Source organism: Mesorhizobium sp. WSM4837 (genome assembly GCF_055811435.1).
Genome location: NZ_JBVVQE010000009.1, coordinates 67,262 through 86,571 on the forward strand (window position 1 = coordinate 67,262; position 19,310 = coordinate 86,571).

Genomic DNA, 19,310 nt, shown 5'->3' on the forward strand with positions numbered 1-19,310 from the left:
CAGTGCCGGTCTTAGCGTGCAGGCCCGCCCGAGGCGCCAAGCCATTCCTCGGTTTGCCTGATTGCGGAACTATGCTATTGCGCCGTGCGAATTGAGCTTCTGCGAAAGTTCAAAAGATCAACATGCATCGAGACTTCCGGGCCGGGCCTAAGGGTTTCCGGCCCGCGTCCATTGGAAACCGCAAATGTCTGCCCCTCGCGTCAGTTTCGTCAGCCTTGGATGCCCCAAAGCCCTCGTGGACTCGGAGCGCATCATCACGCGCCTGCGCGCCGAGGGCTATGAGATCGCGCGCAAGCATGACGGCGCCGATCTGGTCGTCGTCAACACCTGCGGCTTTCTCGATTCGGCTCGCGATGAATCGCTCAATGCCATCGGCTCCGCCCTTTCGGAGAACGGCAGGGTCATCGTCACCGGCTGTCTCGGCGCCGAACCGGACGTCATCCGCGAAAAACATCCCAACGTTCTCGCCATCACCGGTCCGCAGGCCTACGAGAGCGTGATGGCTGCGGTGCATGAGGCCGCGCCCCCGAGCCACGATCCCTATGTCGACCTTTTGCCGCCGCAAGGCGTCAAGCTCACGCCGCGCCACTATGCCTATCTCAAGATTTCGGAGGGCTGCAACAACCGCTGCACGTTCTGCATCATCCCGGCGTTGCGCGGCGATCTCGTTTCGCGGCCGGCGGCCGACGTGCTGAGCGAGGCCGAGAAACTGGCCAAGGCCGGCGTCAAGGAAATCCTGGTGATCTCGCAGGACACCAGCGCCTACGGCATCGACATCAAATACCAGACCAGCATGTTCGGCGATCGCGAAGTGCGGGCCAAATTCCTCGATCTGTCGGAGGAACTCGGCAAGCTCGGCGTCTGGGTACGCATGCACTACGTCTATCCCTACCCGCATGTCGCCGATGTCATCCCGCTGATGGCCGAAGGAACGATCCTTCCCTACCTCGACATTCCTTTCCAGCACGCCTCGCCGCGAGTGCTGAAGAACATGAGTCGGCCCGCCCATGGCGAAAAGACGCTCGACCGCATTCGCGGCTGGCGCGAAATCTGTCCGGATCTGGCGATCCGCTCCACCTTCATCGTCGGCTTCCCCGGCGAGACGGACGACGATTTCGAGATGCTGCTCGACTGGCTGGACGAAGCCAGGATCGACCGCGCCGGCTGCTTCAAATACGAGCCGGTCAGGGGCGCCCGCTCCAACGACCTCGGCCTCGAACAGGTACCGCAGGAGATCAAGGACGCGCGCTGGCACCGTTTCATGCAGCGCCAGCAGAAGATCTCGGCAACGCAACTCGCCAGGAAGGTCGGCAAGCGTCTGCCAGTGCTGATCGACGAGGCGCATGGCACCTCGGCGAAGGGCCGCACCAGATACGACGCACCCGAAATCGACGGCTCGGTGCATATCCAGTCGCGGCGTCCGTTGCGCGCCGGCGATGTCGTCACCGTCAAGATCGACCGTGCCGACGCCTACGATCTTTACGGCTCAGCGGTCTGACCGCATCTCGCCCTACGGCGCCGCGTCCTTTCGGGCGACAAAGGACGCCGCATAACATAGCACCTGATTTTGCGCATGTCCCTTCCCGAAATCGATCCCTATTTCGGGCTCTTGCTAAACGAAAGGGCGCCGCGCGGCGCCCTTCCTGTCAAGACTTTGGCCCATCTTGCGCTTACTGCGGCAGCTTGTCGTCGACGCCCTTGACGTAGAAGTTCATGCCGAGCAGCGTCGGGTCGTCGGCGACTTCGCCTTCCTTCAGCCACGGCGTGCCGTCCTGCTTGGCGATCGGGCCGGTGAACGGGTTCCATCCTTCGACGATCTTCTTCTCGGTGGCTTCCGCCATCGCCTTCACGTCGTCGGGCATGTTGGTGTAAGGGGCCATTTTAACGGCGCCGTCCTTGATGCCCAGCCAGACATTGCCGGGTTTCCATGTGCCGTCGAGCGCGGCCTTCACCCGGCCGATATAGTACGGGCCCCAATCGTCGACGATCGAGGTCAACTGCGCCTTGGGGGCGAACTTGATCATGTCCGAAGACTGGCCGAAACCCTGCAGTCCGCGCTCTTCGGCGACTTGCAGGGCAGCGGTCGAGTCGGTGTGCTGGACGATGATGTCGGCGCCCTGGTCGAACAGAGCCTTGGCGGCATCGGCTTCCTTGCCCGGATCGAACCATGAATTGATCCAGACGATCTTCGCCTTGAAATCCGGCTTGATCGACTGGGCGCCGAGCATGAAGGAATTGATACCCATCACCACTTCGGGAATCGGGAACGAAACGATGTAGCCGGCGACGCCCGACTTCGATTGCTTGGCGGCAATCTGGCCGAGGATGTAGCGGCCTTCGTAGAAGCGTGCGTTGTAGATGCCGAGATTTTCTGATGTCTTATAGCCGGTCGCGTGTTCGAACATCACGTCGGGGAATTTCTTGGCGACCTTCACTTCGGGGTCCATGAAGCCGAAGGACGTACCGAAAATGATCTTGCATCCTTCGCGCGCCAGGCGCTCGAAGGCACGATCGGCATCGGGACCCTCGGAGACGTTCTCCAGATAAGCGGTCTCGACCTTGTCGCCGAGCGCCTTCTCCACGTCCAGGCGGCCCTGGTCATGCTGGTACGAATAGCCGAAATCACCGATCGGGCCGGTATAGACCCAACAGGCTTTCAGCTTTTCCTGCGCTTCGGCGGTCGCCGCCAGCGACAATGCCGCCGCCGCGGTCATCAGCGCAATAAGCAGTTTTTTCATCGTGTTACCTCTCTGAGTTAAGCCTTGGAGCTTCCCGTTTGTCTTTTTATCGTCAGCGATCCGGAACGAATGGCTGCCCCAAGGAAGCCGGTGTGTTCATCATCGTCAACCGCTTGTTGCGCGAGATTAGAACGAGAACCACGATGGTTGCCAGATAAGGCAACGAAGAAAGCAGTTGCGAGGGAACCGGAATGCCGAAAGCCTGTGCATGAAGCTGGCCGATCCAGACCGCGCCGAAGATATAGGCGCCCGCCAGCACCCGCCATGGCCGCCATGATGCGAACACGACCAGCGCCAGCGCAATCCAGCCGCGCCCGGCGGTCATGTTCTCCACCCATTGCGGCGTATAGACCAGCGACAGGTGGCCCCCGGCAAGGCCCGCACAGGCGCCGCCGAAGATCACTGCCAGATAGCGGTAGCGGATGACCTTGATGCCAAGTGCATGGGCCGATGTGTGGCTGTCGCCGATCGAGCGCAGCGTCAGTCCGGTGCGGGTCTTGAACAGGAACCACATGACGGCGGCGGTCAATGCAATCGAGATGTAGAAGATCGGGTCCTGGCCGAACAGCAACCTGCCGACGACGGGCATCGCTGTCAGGCCGGGAATGTCGAGGTTTGGCAGCCTCGCGCCGGGCTGGCCGACAAAGCTGGTGCCCATCATGCCGGAAAGCCCCAGGCCGAGCAGTGTCAGCGACAGGCCGGTCGCAACCTGGTTGGTGGCCAGCGACAAGGTCATGACGGCGAACAGCAGTGAAAACACCGCCCCCAGGGCGATCGCCGCCAACAACCCGATCCATGGCGATCCGGTGAGATAGCCGGCGCCGAAACCGCCGACCGCCCCCATGATCATCATGCCTTCGACGCCGAGATTGAGCACGCCGGAACGTTCGACCACCAGCTCGCCGATCGCCGCGATCAGCAAAGGCGTCGCCGCGGTTGCGATGGTCAAAAGAATGTTGACGGTGATGTCCATCAGCGGGCCTCCTCCAGCTTCGGCGCGGCTTCAAGCGTCGGCGCAGCCAGGCCGATCAGACGAATGCGGTAGTGAATGAGCGTGTCGCAGCCGAGCACGAAGAACAGGAGCATGCCCTGGAACACGCGCGCCACCTTGTCGGAGATGCCGAGCGCGCTTTGCACCGCCTCGCCGCCAAGATAGGTCAGCGCCAGCACCAGGCCCGCCGCGACAATGCCTAATGGATTGAGCCGGCCGAGGAACGCCACGATGATGGCGGCAAAGCCGTAGCCGGGCGAAATCACCGGCTGCAGCTGGCCGATGGCGCCGGAGACTTCCGAGATGCCGGCAAGTCCGGCCAGTGCCCCCGACAGCATGAAGGCGAAGAACACCATCCGGTGGATGCCGAAGCCGGCGAAGCGCCCTGCCCTGGGGCTTGAGCCGAGCACGCGGACCTCAAAGCCTTTCAGCATGCGGCTCATCAGGATCCAGACCAGCACCGCCGCGACCAGCGCGAACACGAAACCCCAATTGGCGCGGCCGGAGGCCGGCATCAGTTCCGGCAATATCGCCGAGTCGTTGAACTGTATCGTCTGCGGGAAATTGAAACCCTTCGGATCGCGCCACGGCCCGCGCACCAGCCAGTCGAGGAACAGCTGCGCGACATAGACCAGCATCAGGCTGGTCAGGATCTCGTTGGTGTTGAAGCGCGCCTTGAGCAGGGCGGGAATGGCGGCGTAGGCGGCACCGCCGACCATGCCGAACAGCAGCATCAGCGGCAGCACCAGCGGCCCTTCAAACTGCGGAAACAGCACCGGAATGCTCGATCCGACGATGCCGCCCAGGATGAACTGGCCTTCCGCGCCGATGTTCCAGATGTTGGCTCTGTAGCAAACCGACAGGCCGACCCCGATCAGGATGAGCGGTGCCGCCTTGATCGCCAGCTCATGCAGCTGCCAGACCTGACTGACAGGCTCGAGGAAGTAGATTTGGAACGCCTTCAAGGGATTGACGCCAAGCAGCGCGAACAGGATGGCGCCGGCAATGATCGTCAGCACGAATGCAATGAAGGGCGACAGCGCCGAGAACAGCATCGAGCGCTGCGGCCGTTTGACGAGTTCGAGGCGCATCATGACGTCTCCAGAGCGTGTTCGGCGTGGCCCGGCTCGGCCCCGCCCATCAGCAGTCCGATCTTTTCGAACGTCGCCTCGGCGATCGGCAAAGGCTTCGACAACTCGCCATTGTGCATCACCGCGATCGCGTCGGATATCTCGAACAATTCGTCGAGATCCTGGCTGATGACCAGCACTGCCGAGCCGCTGCGCGCCAATTCGATAAGCGTCTGCCTGATATGGGCGGCCGCACCGGCGTCGACGCCCCAGGTCGGCTGATTGACGACCATGACGCTTGGCCTGCGGTCGAGTTCGCGGCCGACGATGAATTTCTGCAGGTTGCCGCCTGAAAGCGCTGCCGCCTCCGGGTCCGCAGCGCTCTTGCGCACATCCATCGCCTTGATGATGCGTTGGGCAGCTGCATAGATCGCATCGCTTTTGACCATTCCGCCGGCGCCGACAAAAACCTTGCCGTCGCTGGCATGGCGCGACAGCAGCAGGTTTTCCGAAAGCTTCATGCGCGGTGCTGCACCGTGGCCGAGCCGCTCTTCCGGCACGAAGGCAGCGCCCATCAGCCGTCTGCCGGTGATGCTGAGGCGGCCGGCGTCCTTGCCGCGGATACGCACCGAGGCGGCATCCTGCTGCGGCACCTCACCGGAAACGGATTCGAAGAACTCGCCCTGGCCGTTGCCGGCGACGCCTGCAATGCCGATCACTTCGCCGGCGCGTACGGCCAGGTTGATGTTTCTGAGCGGGATCGAGAACGGCGTTGCGGGCTTGCGGCTGAGCGCGCGGATTTCAAGCAGCGGCTGCGCAGTCTCGATACCCTGGGCCGGCGCGCGCACCACGGCCTGCACGTCGTTGCCGACCATCATGCGCGCCAGCGATGCCGCGGTTTCCTTGCGCGGATTGCAATGGCCAACGACCTTGCCGTGGCGCAGCACGGTAGCGCGGTCGCAGATACGCTTGACCTCTTCCAGCCGGTGCGAAATGTAGAGGATGGACTTTCCTTCCGAGCGCAGCCGTTCGAGCGTCTCGAACAGCTTGTCGGCTTCCTGCGGCGTCAGCACCGAGGTCGGCTCGTCGAGGATGATGAGTTGTGGCGTCTGCAGCAGACAGCGGATGATCTCGATACGCTGGCGCTCACCGACCGAGAGGTCGCCGACCAGCGATTGCGGATCGAGCGGCAGGCCGTAGCTATAGGAAAGCGCCCTCGCCTTCGCGGCAATCGTGCTGATCGGCGAACCGTCGTCCAGCGACAGCGCGATGTTCTCGGCCGCCGTCAGTGCCTCGAACAGCGAAAAATGCTGGAACACCATGCCGATGCCAAGCTTCTTCGCAAAGCCGGGATTGGTGATCGTGACCGCCTTGCCGTTCCAGAAAATCTCGCCCGAATTGGGCTCCAGCGTTCCGAACAGCATTTTGACGAGCGTCGACTTGCCGGCGCCGTTCTCGCCGAGCAACGCATGGATTTCGCCCTTTGCGACGATGAGATCGATATGGTCGCACGCTGTCAGTGTGCCGAACGTCTTGGTAAGGCCACGAACCTCAAGCAGGTTGGCGTCGTCCTGATTTGCACTCACAGTGCCTCCCATCTGGTTTGCCAGATATGTTCTGTGTTCCCGCAGGCATGGTATGCGTGGCCTGCTGTCGTCGCAAAGCGGCACCCGTCTTGAAAGAGCTTCAAGAATTTCAGCGGAAACCTAACGCATCGGCCCGAAAATCGAAATCGATTTTCGGAAAGCACGATGCGCAGATTCAAAATGTCAGAGCGTGCTTTTGTGCGTCCAAGTGGACGCAGGTCGCTCCAAGCGATGGCAAGGCTCAGGGGACAAAAATGGTTGTCCCGGTCGTCCTGCGGCCTTCGAGGTCGGAATGCGCCCTGCCGGCGTCCTGGAGCGCGTAGCGCTGATTGATCTTGATCTTGACCGCGCCGCTGAGCACGATTTCGAACAACGCGGCGGCGGACGCCTCCAGGTCTTCGCGCCTGGCGGTGTAGACGAACAATGTTGGACGGGTTGCAAACAGCGAACCTTTCTGCGCCAGCAAGGACATGCTGAACGGCGGGACCGGTCCCGACGATTGGCCGAAGCTGGCGAACATGCCGAGCGGCTTCAGGCAGTCGAGCGAAGCCGGAAAGGTGTCGTTGCCGACCGAATCATAGACGACGTCGCACTTCTTGCCGCCGGTGATGGCGAGGACGCCGGCGACGAAGTCCTGCTCGCGGTAGTTGATGACGTGGTCGAAGCCATGCGCCTTGGCGAGCTCGATCTTGTCGGCGGAGCTGGCGGTGCCGATCACGGTTGCGCCGAGATGCTTGGCCCATTGGCCGAGGATCAGCCCGACGCCGCCGGCCGCCGCGTGAAACAGGATCGTGTCGCCCGCCTTCACCTCGAAGGTACGGCGCAGCAGATATTCCGCCGTCATCCCTTTCAGCATCATGGCGGCCGCCTGTTCGTCGCTGATGCCGTCCGGCACCTTGACGACGCGATTGGCGGCGATCACGCGTTGTTCGGCGTAGGCGCCAGTCGTCACGGCGTAGGCGATGCGATCGCCCGGCTTCAGCCAGTCGACGTCCGCGCCCACTTCCACCACCACCCCGGCCGCCTCGCCGCCGGGTATCAGCGGGAAACCGCCTGGCGGCGGGTAAAGGCCGGAGCGATGATAGACGTCGATGAAATTGAGGCCGATCGCCGTGTGCCTGACCAGGATTTGCCCCGAGCCGGGTTGGCCCGGATCGGCGTCCTCATAGGTCAGGACCTCCGGACCGCCATGGGCGTGGATGCGTATTGCTTTGGACATTGATGAGGCTCTCTTGGGACCAGACTCTATGGGATCAGGTTTTCTTGGCGCCGAGCGTTGGAAAGAGCTGCATGATACCGCCGATGCATGCGAGGTAAAGTCCGGTGACCGTGATGCCGATCTTGGTGAAGACACTCACCTGCTCGCCCAGGACGCCGATCTGGTCGTAGAAGGCGGCAAGAGCTGCCTGCGCCAGCGCCAGCGCTCCGAAAGCGCACCATAGCAGCGTCATGCCAAGGTTGATCGGCCGCAGCCGCGCCACCCGCACCGGGTGGATGAAATTGATCGGCACAAAGGTCAGGATGCCGGCCACCACGACCACGGCGAAGGAAACCCATTGTCCCGGCTCGATGACGAACAGCGTGAACACCACCATGTTCCAGACCACGGGAAACCCCTTGAAGAAGTTCTCCTTGGTCTTCATCCCGGTGTCGGCATAGTAGATCGCGCTCGACACGACGATGATCGCCGCCGACAGGAACGACAGGCCCTCGCCCATGAAGCCGCGCTGGTAAAGCGCGAAGGCCGGTATCAGCACATAGGTGACGTAATCGATGATGTTGTCGAGGAGTTCGCCCGACCACGTCGGCAGGATTTCCTTGACCTCGAGCTTCCTTGCGATAGGCCCGTCGATGCCGTCGACGAACAGCGCCAGCCCCAGCCACCAGAACATCGCCGTCCAGCGCTGCTCGCTCGCCGCCACCAGCGACAGGAACGCCAGGAACGAGCCTGATGCGGTCAGCAGATGCACCGAAAACGCGCGCGCCTGCGGCCATGTGACTTTCTTCTTCGGCCTCGGAATCTTGTCGGCGATTTTCCTGGCCGTGATTTTTCCGGCCGTGATTTTTCTGGCCGTTGCTTTTTTGCTCACGGGCCCCGCCAGTCCAGCTTGCAGATTTCGGCCGAGCGGCCGGCAAAATTCCAGTTGCGGCCGAAGGCCCGCATCTTGCTCTTGTCGGACCTGGCGACGATGATTTCCGGTGCGATCCAGTACTCCGAATTGCTGATCACCGTATCCTTGTCGCGGTCCTTGCCGGAAATCGGCGTTACGGCTCCATCGATGATCTTCGGGATCTGGAAGATTCGGGTCCTGTCGCGCGTCTCATAGGTGATCGGCGCCTGCTCGACGCCGAGGAACTTTCCGACCAGGATGGAGAGCAGCGAGGTGGTCCCGCCAGCCTTGCCGGTGAAAATCCTGGTCAGCGCCTTTACCGCGTAGACGGAGGCGCGCTTGTCGATGAACAGTCCGGCGGTCCAGTTGCCGCGGCTCATATAGCCGGGGATTTCCATGACCAGCCCAAGATTGAGGCCGGAAAGCTCGACCTCGCCGAAATGGCCGGCATCGATGCGGAACCCCGCCCAGGTCTGACAACAGCCCTCGGTCGGCGGATGACTGCCGAGAGAGAGCACGCAAGGACAAAAAACCGTGCAATTGCAGGAGAGCACCAACTCTCCTTTCATTGCCCAGCCTTGATCCGCCATAGAATTCTCTCCCTATGCCGAGACTACTAGCAGGGCGGTTGCCCAGACAAGCAGTATCGCACCGGCGACCCGGGTTGGCAGCCTGCCCGCCGTCTGTTTTTCGATCAAGGTGAACAGGCCGATCAACGCCAACCAGAATACGTTCATCACACCGACGGCGAACATCACCAGCATCAGCGCCCAGCAGCAGCCGAGGCACCAGACGCCCTGCTCCATGCCGAGCCGGAAAATGCGGCCGGGCCTCGCGCTCCAGTTCGAAAACAGGATCGAGAACGGGCTTTTGCATTTTGTCAGGCAGGCTTCCTTCAGGCCGCTGAACTGATAGAGGCCAGCAACCAGAAGCGCAGCCGCTCCTGTCGCTCCGACCACCGGATCGAGCATCTGCACAGATGAGGCGAAGGCGTGAACGATGAGCGTCAGCGCCGCAAACACTGCCGACGCAGCCAACCACACGCTGAGGTAACCGGCGACCAGGATCAGCGGATGGACGACCGCTTCGCCCTTGATCCGAGCGGTATCGGCAATCTCGCAATAGGTGCGGATCATCGGCGCCGCCGAAGGCAGCATGGTGGCGACCGCCATCAGGAACCACATGACGATGAGCGCTCCGGCCTGCGCGCCGACGCCGCCGTCGAGCGGCGCAGGTGCAAGACAAAGGCTGAAGAAGCGCTCGAGAAAATCCGGCAGCGGCAGCCCCGGCAGATACCTGAGCATCGTGTCGCCGGGTGCATCGATGCCCGGAACCCGGCTTTCGGCGCCACGTATGGCCATGGCGCCAAGCAGCAGCCATGCCAGGACGACGGCTGCGCCCAAAACGATGTTCACCGCCAGTCGAGGATTGCGCGAGACGCTCGCCGCTGCGCGGCCGAAACGGTCGAGATGACTGAAATCATGGTCTTCGGCGGTCATGGCAGTCGAATGGGCCGAATCGCCGCGTTGATCAAGCCGCATGATCTGATCTATATGCTCCTCAGGTCGGACCGACCGCCTCGCATCGCAACCGGGAAGCCGAATTGGACCGTCGGGAAACAGCACGGATACTGGTGGCCGGCAGTGGCCCGGCAGGGCTGATTGCAGCGCTTGGTTTCGCAGACGCCGGCTTTCCCGTGACGCTCGTCGGACCCGAGGCAAATGGCCAGGACGGCCGCACGACGGCCCTGATGAACCCGGCCCTGAAGATCCTCGAGTGGTTGGGCGTCCTCGATGCGGTGAGGTCCCAGGCCGCACCGCTGAGGGTGATGCGCATAGTCGATGCAACCAGCCGGCTGATCCGCAGCCCGGTGGTCATTTTCCGCGCCAGCGAAATCGGCGAGCAGCAGTTCGGGCTGAATTTACCCAATAGTGCGCTCAACCCCGCACTTGCCCGTGTTGTTGCCGCCCATTCCGGCATCGAATGGCGAAAAGCGATGGTGGAGACCTGGCGCCTGGACGGCGACCATGCGCATGCGATCCTGCCTGACGGCAGCGAGATCACGGCATCGCTGGCCGTCGCTGCCGATGGCCGTTTGTCGCCGGCCCGCGAGGCTGCCGGCATCTCGACGTCGGCGCGGTCCTATCCGCAGGCGGCATTGGTTCTCAATTTCGGCCACCGCAGCGACCACTCTTTCACGTCGACCGAGTTCCACACCGAGACCGGCCCGTTCACCCAGGTTCCCCTGCCCGGCAACCGGTCCAGCCTTGTCTGGGTGGTAGAGCCGGAAACGGCGAAGGAACTCGCCGCACTGGACGACGCGGCGCTTTCGATGCGCGTCGAACAGCGGATGCAATCGATGCTGGGCCGGGTTTCCGTCGAACCCGGCCGGCAGATCTACCAGCTTTCCGGCGTGACGCCGCGGTGCTTCGCGCGCAACCGGGTCGCACTTGTCGGCGAAGCCGCCCATGTGTTTCCGCCGATCGGCGCACAAGGTCTCAACCTTGGTATCAGGGATATCGATGATCTGATTGGAATTGCTTGCAAAAACAGGGATGACCCGGGCGCCGTCAAGGCCCTCGCAGCCTATGATTTCAAGCGCCGGCTCGACATCCTGGCGCGCAGCAATGCGGTCAACCTGCTCAACAAATCGCTGCTCTCGCAGATGCTGCCGGCACAGATGGCGCGCAGTGCTGGCCTTGGCGTGCTCGGCGGATTCGCGCCGCTCCGCGCCTTTTTCATGCGCGAGGGGCTGCGGCCCGGCAGTGGTTTTGCAGCGCTCGCCGGCGGCTTAAGGAAACAGATCCGGCGCTAGCACAGGGCGGGCTGGCCCGTAGCTTGGCGGGGCGTCAAGCGTTCGGCATTGAAATCATGCGGCGTCTGCGTCAAATAGGTCAGGTATCAGCCATAAGTCGGGCTCGATTTTTTGAAGCGTAACGCGTAAATTCAAGGTCTTAGGGAGTCTTTGCGCATTCCAAGGCGCGGCACTCTAGGACTTAGTGGTGAGTTCCATGATGAAAACAGCCAAATTCTCGATCGGACAGGTGGTCCGCCACCGGCTGTTTCCGTTCCGCGGCATCATTTTCGATGTCGACCCGCAATTCGCCAACACCGACGAATGGTACGAGGCGATCCCGGCGGATGTGCGGCCGCGCAAGGACCAGCCCTTCTACCACTTGCTCGCCGAGAATTCGGAAACGGAATACATCGCCTACGTGTCTGAGCAGAACCTGCTCGAGGATCGGTCTGGCGAACCGGTGCGGCATCCAGAGATCGGCGAGATGTTCGACAAGAGGCCGGACGGACGCTACGAGCCTAGACGCCAGTCAAGACATTGAGCTGACGAAAAGCGCGGGGACCTGACGCGATTGCGGGCCTCGTGGGATCGGATCAAGAAATGGCCGGACGGAACAAAAAAGCGGGGCATGACCCCGCTTTTTGTTGGCTTGAGAAATTGTCTTGTTTGCCTCAGGAATCAGTTGGCGGTCTTCGCCTTGTCCTGTTCTTCCTTGAGCTTCTTGGCGAAGTCCTGGTTGTTCTTGGCAACGAAATCCTGAAGCTTCTTCTGCCGATCCTCGATGTCCGACTGCTGCAGCGGCGGCCCGTCGAAGGCGCCGCTGAAGCCGGTCAGAGCGACCTTGATCGGGTTCGGCTGGTTCTGGAAATTGACTGAGGTCAGCGTCAGGTTCGAACCCTTCTTGAAGGAACTGATGAGCTGATCGGTCAGCGGCACTTCCGCCACGCAGCGGTCGGGGAAGCAGATCACATAGTCGAGCTTCTGCGCCTTCGCGGTGTCGATCTGGAGGCCAATGCCGGGAGGAATCAGGCGACCGCTCGGAACCGTCACCTGGAACACCTTGCGGTTTACCTTGCCCTTCAATTCGATCAGGCTGACGCCGGTGACGAGCTGGCCGTTGCCGGCGGTGGTGATGTTCTGGACATTGCAGATGTCGACGTCTTCCTGCTTGGTGCAGGCTTTGAACCAGCCCTGCGGAATCTGCTGTTGCTGCGCAAGAGCAGCGGGAAGCTGTGCGCCCAAAAAGCCGACCACTCCAGCGGCCATGACCGACAGGCGGTACGCGTTGCTGTTCAGGCTCGTCATATCGTGCACTTCCTCTCAAATGATCCCGGGACCGGCTTCTTCGCGCCGTGTGGTCCAGCTAACTGTTGCCGAAATGAGGCAACAGAATGACTTCGAACGGCGTGTTACACTGCAAGCGGTGCCAAATCCAGCCCGATACCCGCAATTCTTGAGCTCGCGATTAGCCGGGAGGCGGTCGGCTCATGTTAGGGTGCGCTCCGAATCATCAAGCCGACCCGGTAAGGAGACGGTCATGGGCCGCGTTCTTGTTTGGCTGATCGCCGCGATTATCACCCTTTCGCCCCAGCCGGCCTTGTCGGAGCCGAAACACGCGATCGCCATGCAGGGCGAGCCGGCGCTGCCGGCCGACTATGCGCATTTCAACTACGTCAATCCCGATGCGCCGAAGGGCGGCAGCATCACCTATTGCGTCGTTGGCAGCTTCGACAATCTCAACCCGTTCATCCTGAAGAGCCTGCGCACGACGGCACGCGGCATGATCGACAGGATTTTCGGCAATCTCGTCTTCGAGCCGTTGATGCAGCGCAACGACGATGAGGCCTTCAGTCTTTACGGCCTGCTTGCCGACACTGCCGACATGAATCCGGAGCGCAAGAGCATCGAATTCCACCTCGATCCGAGGGCCAAATGGTCTGATGGTCAACCGGTGACTGCGGAAGACGTGCTGTTCACCTACGACGTTTTTACCGAGAAAGGCCGGCCACCCTACAGCGCCCGCATGAGCATGGTCGCCAAACTGGAAAAGACCGGCGACCGCAGCGTGCGCTTTACATTCAACGACAAGGCTAATCGCGAGACTCCGTTGGTTATCGCGATGACGCCGATCGTGCCGAAGCACGCTTTCGACAAGGCGACCTTCGACAGGACCACGCTGAAACCGGTGATCGGCAGCGGCCCCTACACCGTGGCGCATGTGGCGCCTGGCCAGCGCATCGTGTTCAAGCGCAACCCGAATTATTGGGGCAAGGACATCCCCGCCAAGCGCGGTTTCGACAATTACGACCAGATCACCATCGAATATTTCCTCAACGCCAACGCCAAGCTGGAAGCTTTCAAGAAAGGCATCTGCGCCATCGCTGACGACAGCGATCCGGTCAAGCGCGAGCGCGATCTCGACTTCCCGGCCTTCCACAAGGGCGACGTGATCGCCGAAACGTTCGACACCGGCATCCCGCCAGTGGTGACGGGGTTCCTGTTCAACACGCGGCTGCAGAAGTTTTCCAATCCGGTGGTTCGACGCGCGCTCGGCATGCTCTACGACTTCGAATGGGCCAACAAGAACTTGTTTGGCGGCAAGTACATGCGCACCATGAGCTATTGGCAGAATTCCGAGTTGTCGGCACTCGGCCATCCGGCCGACGACAGGGAAAAGGCGCTCCTGGCGCCCTACCCGGGTCGTGTGCCAGCCGATGTCATGGACGGCACCTGGCGGCCACCTGTCACCGACGGCTCGGGCCAGGACCGCAAGGTGCTGAAAGCCGCCTTCGACATATTCAAAGGCGCGGGCTATGCCTTGCAGGATGGAGTGATGCTCGATCCCGAGGAGAAACCCTTCGGCTTCGAGATCCTGACCGCCTCCCAGAACGAGGAGCGCCTTGCCGCCATCTACCAGCGCACGCTTGCGAAGATCGGCATCGATGTCACCATCCGCAGCCTTGACGGCGACCAGATCCAGTCACGTAAGCAACGTTTCAATTTCGAGGTGCTGATCGGCGCCAGCGGCTTCGAGAACTCGCTGTCGCCGGGCATCGAGCAGTTCGGGCGCTGGGGATCGGCTGCCGCCAATGCCGAAGGGTCGTTCAACCTTGCTGGCGTCGCCGATCCGGCGATTGATGCAGCACTTGAGGCGATTGTCGACGCCCGCAGCCGCGAAGATTATGTTGCCGCCGTCCGGGTCCTCGACAGGTTGTTGATCTCCGGCCACTACATGGTTCCGATGCAGCACAACACGCAGCAATGGCTCGCCTACTGGAGCTATCTGGAACATCCGCGAAAGACCCCCATATCCGGTTATCGACTGCCGACATGGTGGCGCAAGCCGAAGTGACCTCTTCGGAACAGGAGATCAAGATGAGCGACGCGAAGTCGATTACCGTCGATGTGGTCTCCGACGTCGTCTGCCCCTGGTGCTTCATCGGCCAGAAGCGGCTCGACAAGGCGATCGCCGCGGCAAACGAGGTCGAGGTGCATATTCGCTGGCGGCCGTTCCAGCTCGACCCAACCATCCCGCCCGAAGGCAAGGATCGCCGCGAATACATGATGGCCAAATTCGGCAGTGACGAACGCGTCAGCGAGATCCACGCCCGCATCGAGCCATTGGGCGAAGCCGAGGGCATCAATTTCGCCTTGGCCGCCATAAAGGTTGCGCCCAACACGCTGGACGCGCACCGCCTCATCCGTTGGGCTGGTGCCGCCGGCGAGGTCATGCAGAACCGGCTGGTTCGACGTCTGTTCCAGTTGAATTTCGAGGAAGGCGCCAATCTCGGCGACCATGTCGTGCTGATCAACGCCGCCCGCGAGGCCGGTATGGATGCGTCCGTCGTCGAGACGCTTTTGCCGACGGACGCAGATGTCGAGGCGGTGCGCACCGAAATCGCCACCGCATCGAGCATGGGCATCACGGGCGTGCCGTGCTTTCTGCTTGAGGGCAAGTATGCGGTGATGGGCGCGCAAGACGTTGACACGCTCACCGACGCCATTCGCCAGGTAGCGGCGGCGAAGGCGCGGGGCGAGTTGAAGAAAGCGAACTGATAGACGTCCTTCCATAGACGCGTTTGGCGACATCGCCACAGCAGCCAACGCCCTCCGGTCACTTTCCGGCTGCCGCCAGGTCGATATGGCAACAAAGATGACGGCGCGCTTTGCGTCGATTCGTCTTCCGCAGCATAAAAATCGGCCGATCGATCACGCTCTTCCCATAACAAAACTGTGCAAAAGCTTTCCCTTGGGGAAGATGCTGACGCATGCACACGTGAATCAGCAACTCATTGATATTAGACGGATAATCTGCGTCGAGGGCGACCTCGCAAGGCGTTGCCGCTGTTGCTTAATGGCAACGGCCAGGGGTTCAATCCTCGACAGCCCGAGAAAAGATAATGGAAAATGATCAATTGGTGTTACTGTCTGTAACAAAACTAAAAGAGGGTTGGGCGGGATTGTGATTCGGGTCGGTAGACCAGGGCGACATTCAATATCGGAAAAATGGCTCCGCGGTGCCGCAAGGTCGCCGCTCCTGACACCGGTTTCCTCGATGCGCAGCTTCTGGGGACTGATGCGGGCCTACTGGTTCTCGGATCGCTGGGTGGAGGCCTGGACGCTGACGCTGGTCATCGCCCTGTTTACCGCGCTCTCCAGCAAGGCTGGCGTCTGGTTCGCCGAAGCATCCGGGGAACTGGTCAACTCGATCGCCTTCTACCACGACGCCGCGAACACCACGCCGCTCGCGTCGCTGCTCACCAATGCCGGCGTGCTCATCCTTCTGGTCGTGCTCAAAGACGCGGGCTTTACCGGCATCCGCACTTTTGTTTCCGCGACGCTGCATCGCAAATGGCGCGCTTGGCTGGACAGCCGCTTCAACGCAGCGCTTCTCGACACCAATCACACGCATTTCCATGCTCAGCACGGTTCCTCCGGCGCTGCTGCCCCCGACAACATCGACCAGCGTGTCCAGGAATCGATCAAGGACATGACCGGCGGAGCCATCGGCCTCGCCATCGGGGTGATGGCTGTCGCCACATCGCTTTATTTCGTCGGCCGGAAACTGCTTGAAACCTCGGCAGAGGTGAAAGGGCTGGAGTTCCTCGGCAGCTATGGCAGCGCGGTCCTGGCTTTCCTGGCGGTCGCCATTTACGTGCCGCTGAACACCTGGATCGCGGTGAAGCTCGGCAGGTTGCTGGAACGGATCAACATCCGGATGCAGCAATCCGAAGGCAGTTATCGCGGCGAGCTGACCACGTTCCTGCGCCGCAGTTTCCATGTCGCCGCCTCCCAGGGCGAGAATGTGCAAAAGACGATGCACGAACGGCTTTATGTCGACATCGACCGCACCTGGGCAAGGCTGAACATCGTCAACACCAGCTATCGTTCTTTCGAGCTGGTCTACACTTTCATCGGCGCCCGCATTGTCGCCTACGCGCCGGGCCTGGTGCCCTATATCCACAACCGTTTCGACCTCAAGGGCTACATAACGGGCTCCGAGATGGTCAACTCACTCATCAATCAATGTTCGTGGTTCATCCATGTCATGCCTTCCATTGCGGCGCTGCGCGCCAACAGCCTACGCGTGACCGAACTCGCCAACGCGATCGAAAACGTCCAACACCCGCAGGAATTCTATAGTCTCACCGGCTGTTCCGATTTCCGCTACGACCGTCAGAACCCGGTTTTCGGCCTGACCATCCAGAAACTCGAGCTGACCCATCAGGGCGAGGACGCCACGCCCTTCCTGAGTGCCGCGAATTTGCGCTTCCGGCGTGGCGAGTGGACGTTCCTGAAGGGCGAATCCGGCTGCGGCAAGACATCGCTGATCAAGGCGATCAACGGCCTGTGGCCCTATGGCCGCGGCTCCATCGTCTTCCCGGAAGGGGTCGAAAGTTTCTATGCCGCCCAGGAGGTCAAGCTGCAGCAGGTCTCGCTGAAGCAACTGGTCTGCCTGCCCGGTTCAGAGCGCGATCACACCGACACGCAGGTTGCATCGGCTCTGCACAAAGCCGGCCTTGGCGATATCATCGAACACATGGCCGATGAAAGCCGTGACGGAATGAGCTGGGACCAGGTGCTTTCGGGCGGCCAGAAACAGAAGCTGGTTGTCGCTCGTATCGTGCTGCAGCAGCCGGGGCTGCTGTTCCTCGACGAAGCGACCGGGGCGCTCGATCCGGAAGGGAAGATTGCCTTCCATCAAGCGATCAAGGACAATTGTCCAGATGTCATGGTGATCTCGATCATGCACGAGGCCGTGCCGCCAAGGTCGCTTTCAGGCGCCGAATTCTACCACAGCATCGTTGCCATCGCGGACGGCGTCGCGACCAAAAAGCCGCTGGCGCCGAGCCTGCCGGTCGAGCTCACCACCATCCTCGCGCACCCCAGGCCAGTCGAGGAAACAAGGCCGGTCGAGGAAAGATGGCTGCGCTTCCCTCGCCGCATCAGGCAGAAATAGCGGCGAACAGAATATCGTTGCACAGTGTCGCATCGGATTGGTGATCTGCGGTCGAGTGGCGCTGCACCATTGCCTTGGTGCATAGATGCACCATTGGTGACGATACGGGCAAAACGTCAGGCGCGCTCGCCGTCCCTCACCCGGTAGGTCGGCTTGTACATGGTGACGAGTTCTTCCGCCGCGGTTGGGTGCACGGCCATCGTGCGATCGAAGTTATCCTTGGTCAGCCCGGCCTTCAGCGGAATGCCGAGAAGCTGCGCCATCTCGCCGGCATCAGGCCCGAGGATATGGGCGCCGAGCACCTTTTTCGAGGCGCCGTCGACCACCAGCTTCATCAGCATCTTTTCGTCGCGGCCCGACAGAGTGTTGCGCATCGGCCGGAAGGTGGCGCGGTAGACCTCGACGTCGGAAAAACGCTTTATGGCCTCGTCTTCCGACAGGCCGACCGTGCCGATCTCGGGCTGCGAGAACACCGCTGTGGCGATCGTTTCATGGTCGGGCGCGGTCAGGTTGCCCTTGAAGGCGGTCTCGACGAAACACATCGCCTCATGGATCGCCACCGGCGTCAGTTGCACGCGGTTGGTGACGTCGCCGATCGCCCAGATGTTGTCGATGCTGGTGCGCGAATATTGGTCCACATGGATAGCGCCGGTCCTGGTCATCTCGATGCCGACCCCCTCAAGCCCCATGTTTTCGGTGTTGGGCAGACGCCCGATGGCGAGCATGACCTGATCCACCGTCAGCACCTTGCCGCCGGTGACGACAGCGTCGAGGCGCCCGTCGGGACGCTTCCTGACCCATTCGGACACGGCATGGCAGAGGATTTTTATCCCCTTCTTTTCCATCGTCTCGTGCAGCATGCGCCTGAGATCCATGTCGAAGCGGGAGAGAATCTCCTTGCCGCGATAGACCAGCGTTGTGTCGACGCCGAGGCCGTGAAAGATGTTGGCGAACTCGACGGCAATATAGCCGCCGCCCTCGATCATGATCGCGTCAGGCAATTCCTTGAGATCGAAGGCTTCGTTGGAAAAGATACAATGCTCATGGCCGGGCAGAGCCGGGTGCGGTGCCGGGCGGCCGCCGGTGGCGATGAGAATCTGGTCGGCGGTGACGGTGCGGTCCTCGCCGAGAAGATGCACCGCATGCGGATCGACCAGCATGGCGCGTGACTGAAACGTCTCGCCGCCGGCGCCTTGGACATTTTTCCTGTAGATAGCTTCCAGCCGGCTGATCTCGCGATCCTTGTTGGCAACCAGTGTCTGCCAGTCGAAGCTCGCCTGCGGCACGGTCCAGCCGTAACCGGCGGCGTCGGCAAAGTGCTCGGGAAATTGCGAGGCATAGACATAGAGCTTTTTCGGCACGCAGCCGCGGATGACGCAGGTGCCGCCATAGCGGTATTCCTCGGCGATGCCGACGCGCTTGCCGAGCGCCGCCGCCACGCGCGCCGCCCTCACCCCGCCGGAGCCGCCGCCGATGACGAAAAGATCGTAGTCATAGACGGCCATGGCGCGGCTCCTTGCCCTTCAAAATGTCTGAGACAGGTAGGCTGCAAACCGC

At 61.6% G+C, this 19,310-nt stretch carries 16 protein-coding genes; 6 read left to right on the forward strand and 10 right to left on the reverse strand.

What is annotated here, in order from left to right; translation table 11 throughout:
• The first annotated feature begins 184 nt into the window (after positions 1-184).
• Positions 185-1,498 (forward strand): 30S ribosomal protein S12 methylthiotransferase RimO, encoded by a 1,314-nt coding sequence (gene rimO, locus AC0L3D_RS07380; protein WP_473643658.1) that lies wholly within the window; start codon positions 185-187, stop codon positions 1,496-1,498.
• Positions 1,499-1,670: 172 nt separating this feature from the next.
• Here rimO and AC0L3D_RS07385 read toward each other — a convergent pair whose 3' ends face one another.
• From AC0L3D_RS07385 to AC0L3D_RS07420, 8 genes are all read right to left on the reverse strand, one after another.
• Entirely contained in the window at positions 1,671-2,738 is a 1,068-nt protein-coding gene (locus tag AC0L3D_RS07385; protein ID WP_023801834.1) for a BMP family ABC transporter substrate-binding protein, read from the reverse strand.
• Between the two features lie 52 nt (positions 2,739-2,790).
• On the reverse strand, positions 2,791-3,711 hold the full coding sequence (locus AC0L3D_RS07390) for an ABC transporter permease (protein WP_031255985.1): 921 nt from the start codon (positions 3,709-3,711) through the stop codon (positions 2,791-2,793).
• On the reverse strand, positions 3,711-4,823 hold the full coding sequence (locus tag AC0L3D_RS07395; RefSeq protein WP_128169542.1) for an ABC transporter permease: 1,113 nt from the start codon (positions 4,821-4,823) through the stop codon (positions 3,711-3,713). Before AC0L3D_RS07395 ends, AC0L3D_RS07390 begins: the two co-directional genes overlap by 1 nt.
• Entirely contained in the window at positions 4,820-6,397 is a 1,578-nt protein-coding gene (locus AC0L3D_RS07400; RefSeq protein WP_473643659.1) for an ABC transporter ATP-binding protein, read from the reverse strand. The genes AC0L3D_RS07395 and AC0L3D_RS07400 overlap by 4 nt, the downstream gene beginning before the upstream one ends.
• Positions 6,398-6,626: 229 nt before the next feature.
• Positions 6,627-7,604 carry a quinone oxidoreductase family protein gene (locus AC0L3D_RS07405; protein WP_473643661.1) on the reverse strand — a complete coding sequence of 326 codons (978 nt, stop codon included), beginning with the start codon at positions 7,602-7,604 and terminating at the stop codon, positions 6,627-6,629.
• A 34-nt stretch (positions 7,605-7,638) separates the two neighbouring features.
• Positions 7,639-8,475, reverse strand: a complete 837-nt coding sequence (gene pcsA, locus AC0L3D_RS07410; RefSeq protein WP_287174826.1) for a phosphatidylcholine synthase — start codon at positions 8,473-8,475, stop codon at positions 7,639-7,641.
• Positions 8,472-9,086 (reverse strand): DUF1326 domain-containing protein, encoded by a 615-nt coding sequence (locus AC0L3D_RS07415; RefSeq protein WP_473643663.1) that lies wholly within the window; start codon positions 9,084-9,086, stop codon positions 8,472-8,474. Before AC0L3D_RS07415 ends, pcsA begins: the two co-directional genes overlap by 4 nt.
• Before the next feature lie 12 nt (positions 9,087-9,098).
• Positions 9,099-10,037, reverse strand: a complete 939-nt coding sequence (locus tag AC0L3D_RS07420) for a DUF2182 domain-containing protein (protein ID WP_473643665.1) — start codon at positions 10,035-10,037, stop codon at positions 9,099-9,101.
• 62 nt (positions 10,038-10,099) lie between these two features.
• On the opposite strand from AC0L3D_RS07420, the gene AC0L3D_RS07425 reads away from it, so the two are divergent.
• A complete protein-coding gene (locus AC0L3D_RS07425; protein WP_473643667.1) occupies positions 10,100-11,311 on the forward strand; it encodes a UbiH/UbiF family hydroxylase in 1,212 nt (403 codons plus the stop codon).
• A gap of 199 nt (positions 11,312-11,510) precedes the next feature.
• A complete protein-coding gene (hspQ, locus tag AC0L3D_RS07430; protein ID WP_023801843.1) occupies positions 11,511-11,834 on the forward strand; it encodes a heat shock protein HspQ in 324 nt (107 codons plus the stop codon).
• A gap of 137 nt (positions 11,835-11,971) precedes the next feature.
• Here the strand turns inward: hspQ and AC0L3D_RS07435 are convergent, their stop codons facing one another.
• Entirely contained in the window at positions 11,972-12,598 is a 627-nt protein-coding gene (locus AC0L3D_RS07435; RefSeq protein WP_473643669.1) for an invasion associated locus B family protein, read from the reverse strand.
• A gap of 232 nt (positions 12,599-12,830) precedes the next feature.
• Here AC0L3D_RS07435 and AC0L3D_RS07440 point away from each other — a divergent pair, with 232 nt between their 5' ends.
• From AC0L3D_RS07440 to AC0L3D_RS07450, 3 genes are all read left to right on the forward strand, one after another.
• Positions 12,831-14,645 carry an extracellular solute-binding protein gene (locus AC0L3D_RS07440; protein ID WP_473643671.1) on the forward strand — a complete coding sequence of 605 codons (1,815 nt, stop codon included), beginning with the start codon at positions 12,831-12,833 and terminating at the stop codon, positions 14,643-14,645.
• Positions 14,646-14,668: 23 nt separating this feature from the next.
• Positions 14,669-15,349, forward strand: coding sequence for a DsbA family oxidoreductase (locus AC0L3D_RS07445; protein WP_473643673.1), 681 nt, complete (start codon positions 14,669-14,671; stop codon positions 15,347-15,349).
• A gap of 499 nt (positions 15,350-15,848) precedes the next feature.
• Positions 15,849-17,753, forward strand: a complete 1,905-nt coding sequence (locus AC0L3D_RS07450) for an ABC transporter ATP-binding protein/permease (protein WP_473643675.1) — start codon at positions 15,849-15,851, stop codon at positions 17,751-17,753.
• Positions 17,754-17,869: 116 nt separating this feature from the next.
• On the opposite strand, the gene gor is transcribed toward AC0L3D_RS07450, so the two are convergent.
• Positions 17,870-19,258 carry a glutathione-disulfide reductase gene (gene gor, locus AC0L3D_RS07455; protein WP_473643677.1) on the reverse strand — a complete coding sequence of 463 codons (1,389 nt, stop codon included), beginning with the start codon at positions 19,256-19,258 and terminating at the stop codon, positions 17,870-17,872.
• Between the last annotated feature and the right edge of the window lie 52 nt (positions 19,259-19,310).

What these genes read in the sequence shown, in the direction of transcription:
- rimO (WP_473643658.1), top strand. Translation starts at nt 185, where the DNA reads ATGTCTGCCCCTCGCGTCAGTTTCGTCAGCCTTGGATGCCCCAAAGCC.
- AC0L3D_RS07385 (WP_023801834.1), bottom strand. Translation starts at nt 2,738, where the DNA reads ATGAAAAAACTGCTTATTGCGCTGATGACCGCGGCGGCGGCATTGTCG.
- AC0L3D_RS07390 (WP_031255985.1), bottom strand. Translation starts at nt 3,711, where the DNA reads ATGGACATCACCGTCAACATTCTTTTGACCATCGCAACCGCGGCGACG.
- AC0L3D_RS07395 (WP_128169542.1), bottom strand. Translation starts at nt 4,823, where the DNA reads ATGATGCGCCTCGAACTCGTCAAACGGCCGCAGCGCTCGATGCTGTTC.
- AC0L3D_RS07400 (WP_473643659.1), bottom strand. Translation starts at nt 6,397, where the DNA reads ATGGGAGGCACTGTGAGTGCAAATCAGGACGACGCCAACCTGCTTGAG.
- AC0L3D_RS07405 (WP_473643661.1), bottom strand. Translation starts at nt 7,604, where the DNA reads ATGTCCAAAGCAATACGCATCCACGCCCATGGCGGTCCGGAGGTCCTG.
- AC0L3D_RS07415 (WP_473643663.1), bottom strand. Translation starts at nt 9,086, where the DNA reads ATGGCGGATCAAGGCTGGGCAATGAAAGGAGAGTTGGTGCTCTCCTGC.
- AC0L3D_RS07420 (WP_473643665.1), bottom strand. Translation starts at nt 10,037, where the DNA reads ATGCGGCTTGATCAACGCGGCGATTCGGCCCATTCGACTGCCATGACC.
- hspQ (WP_023801843.1), top strand. Translation starts at nt 11,511, where the DNA reads ATGAAAACAGCCAAATTCTCGATCGGACAGGTGGTCCGCCACCGGCTG.
- AC0L3D_RS07435 (WP_473643669.1), bottom strand. Translation starts at nt 12,598, where the DNA reads ATGACGAGCCTGAACAGCAACGCGTACCGCCTGTCGGTCATGGCCGCT.
- AC0L3D_RS07440 (WP_473643671.1), top strand. Translation starts at nt 12,831, where the DNA reads ATGGGCCGCGTTCTTGTTTGGCTGATCGCCGCGATTATCACCCTTTCG.
- AC0L3D_RS07445 (WP_473643673.1), top strand. Translation starts at nt 14,669, where the DNA reads ATGAGCGACGCGAAGTCGATTACCGTCGATGTGGTCTCCGACGTCGTC.
- AC0L3D_RS07450 (WP_473643675.1), top strand. Translation starts at nt 15,849, where the DNA reads ATGCGCAGCTTCTGGGGACTGATGCGGGCCTACTGGTTCTCGGATCGC.
- gor (WP_473643677.1), bottom strand. Translation starts at nt 19,258, where the DNA reads ATGGCCGTCTATGACTACGATCTTTTCGTCATCGGCGGCGGCTCCGGC.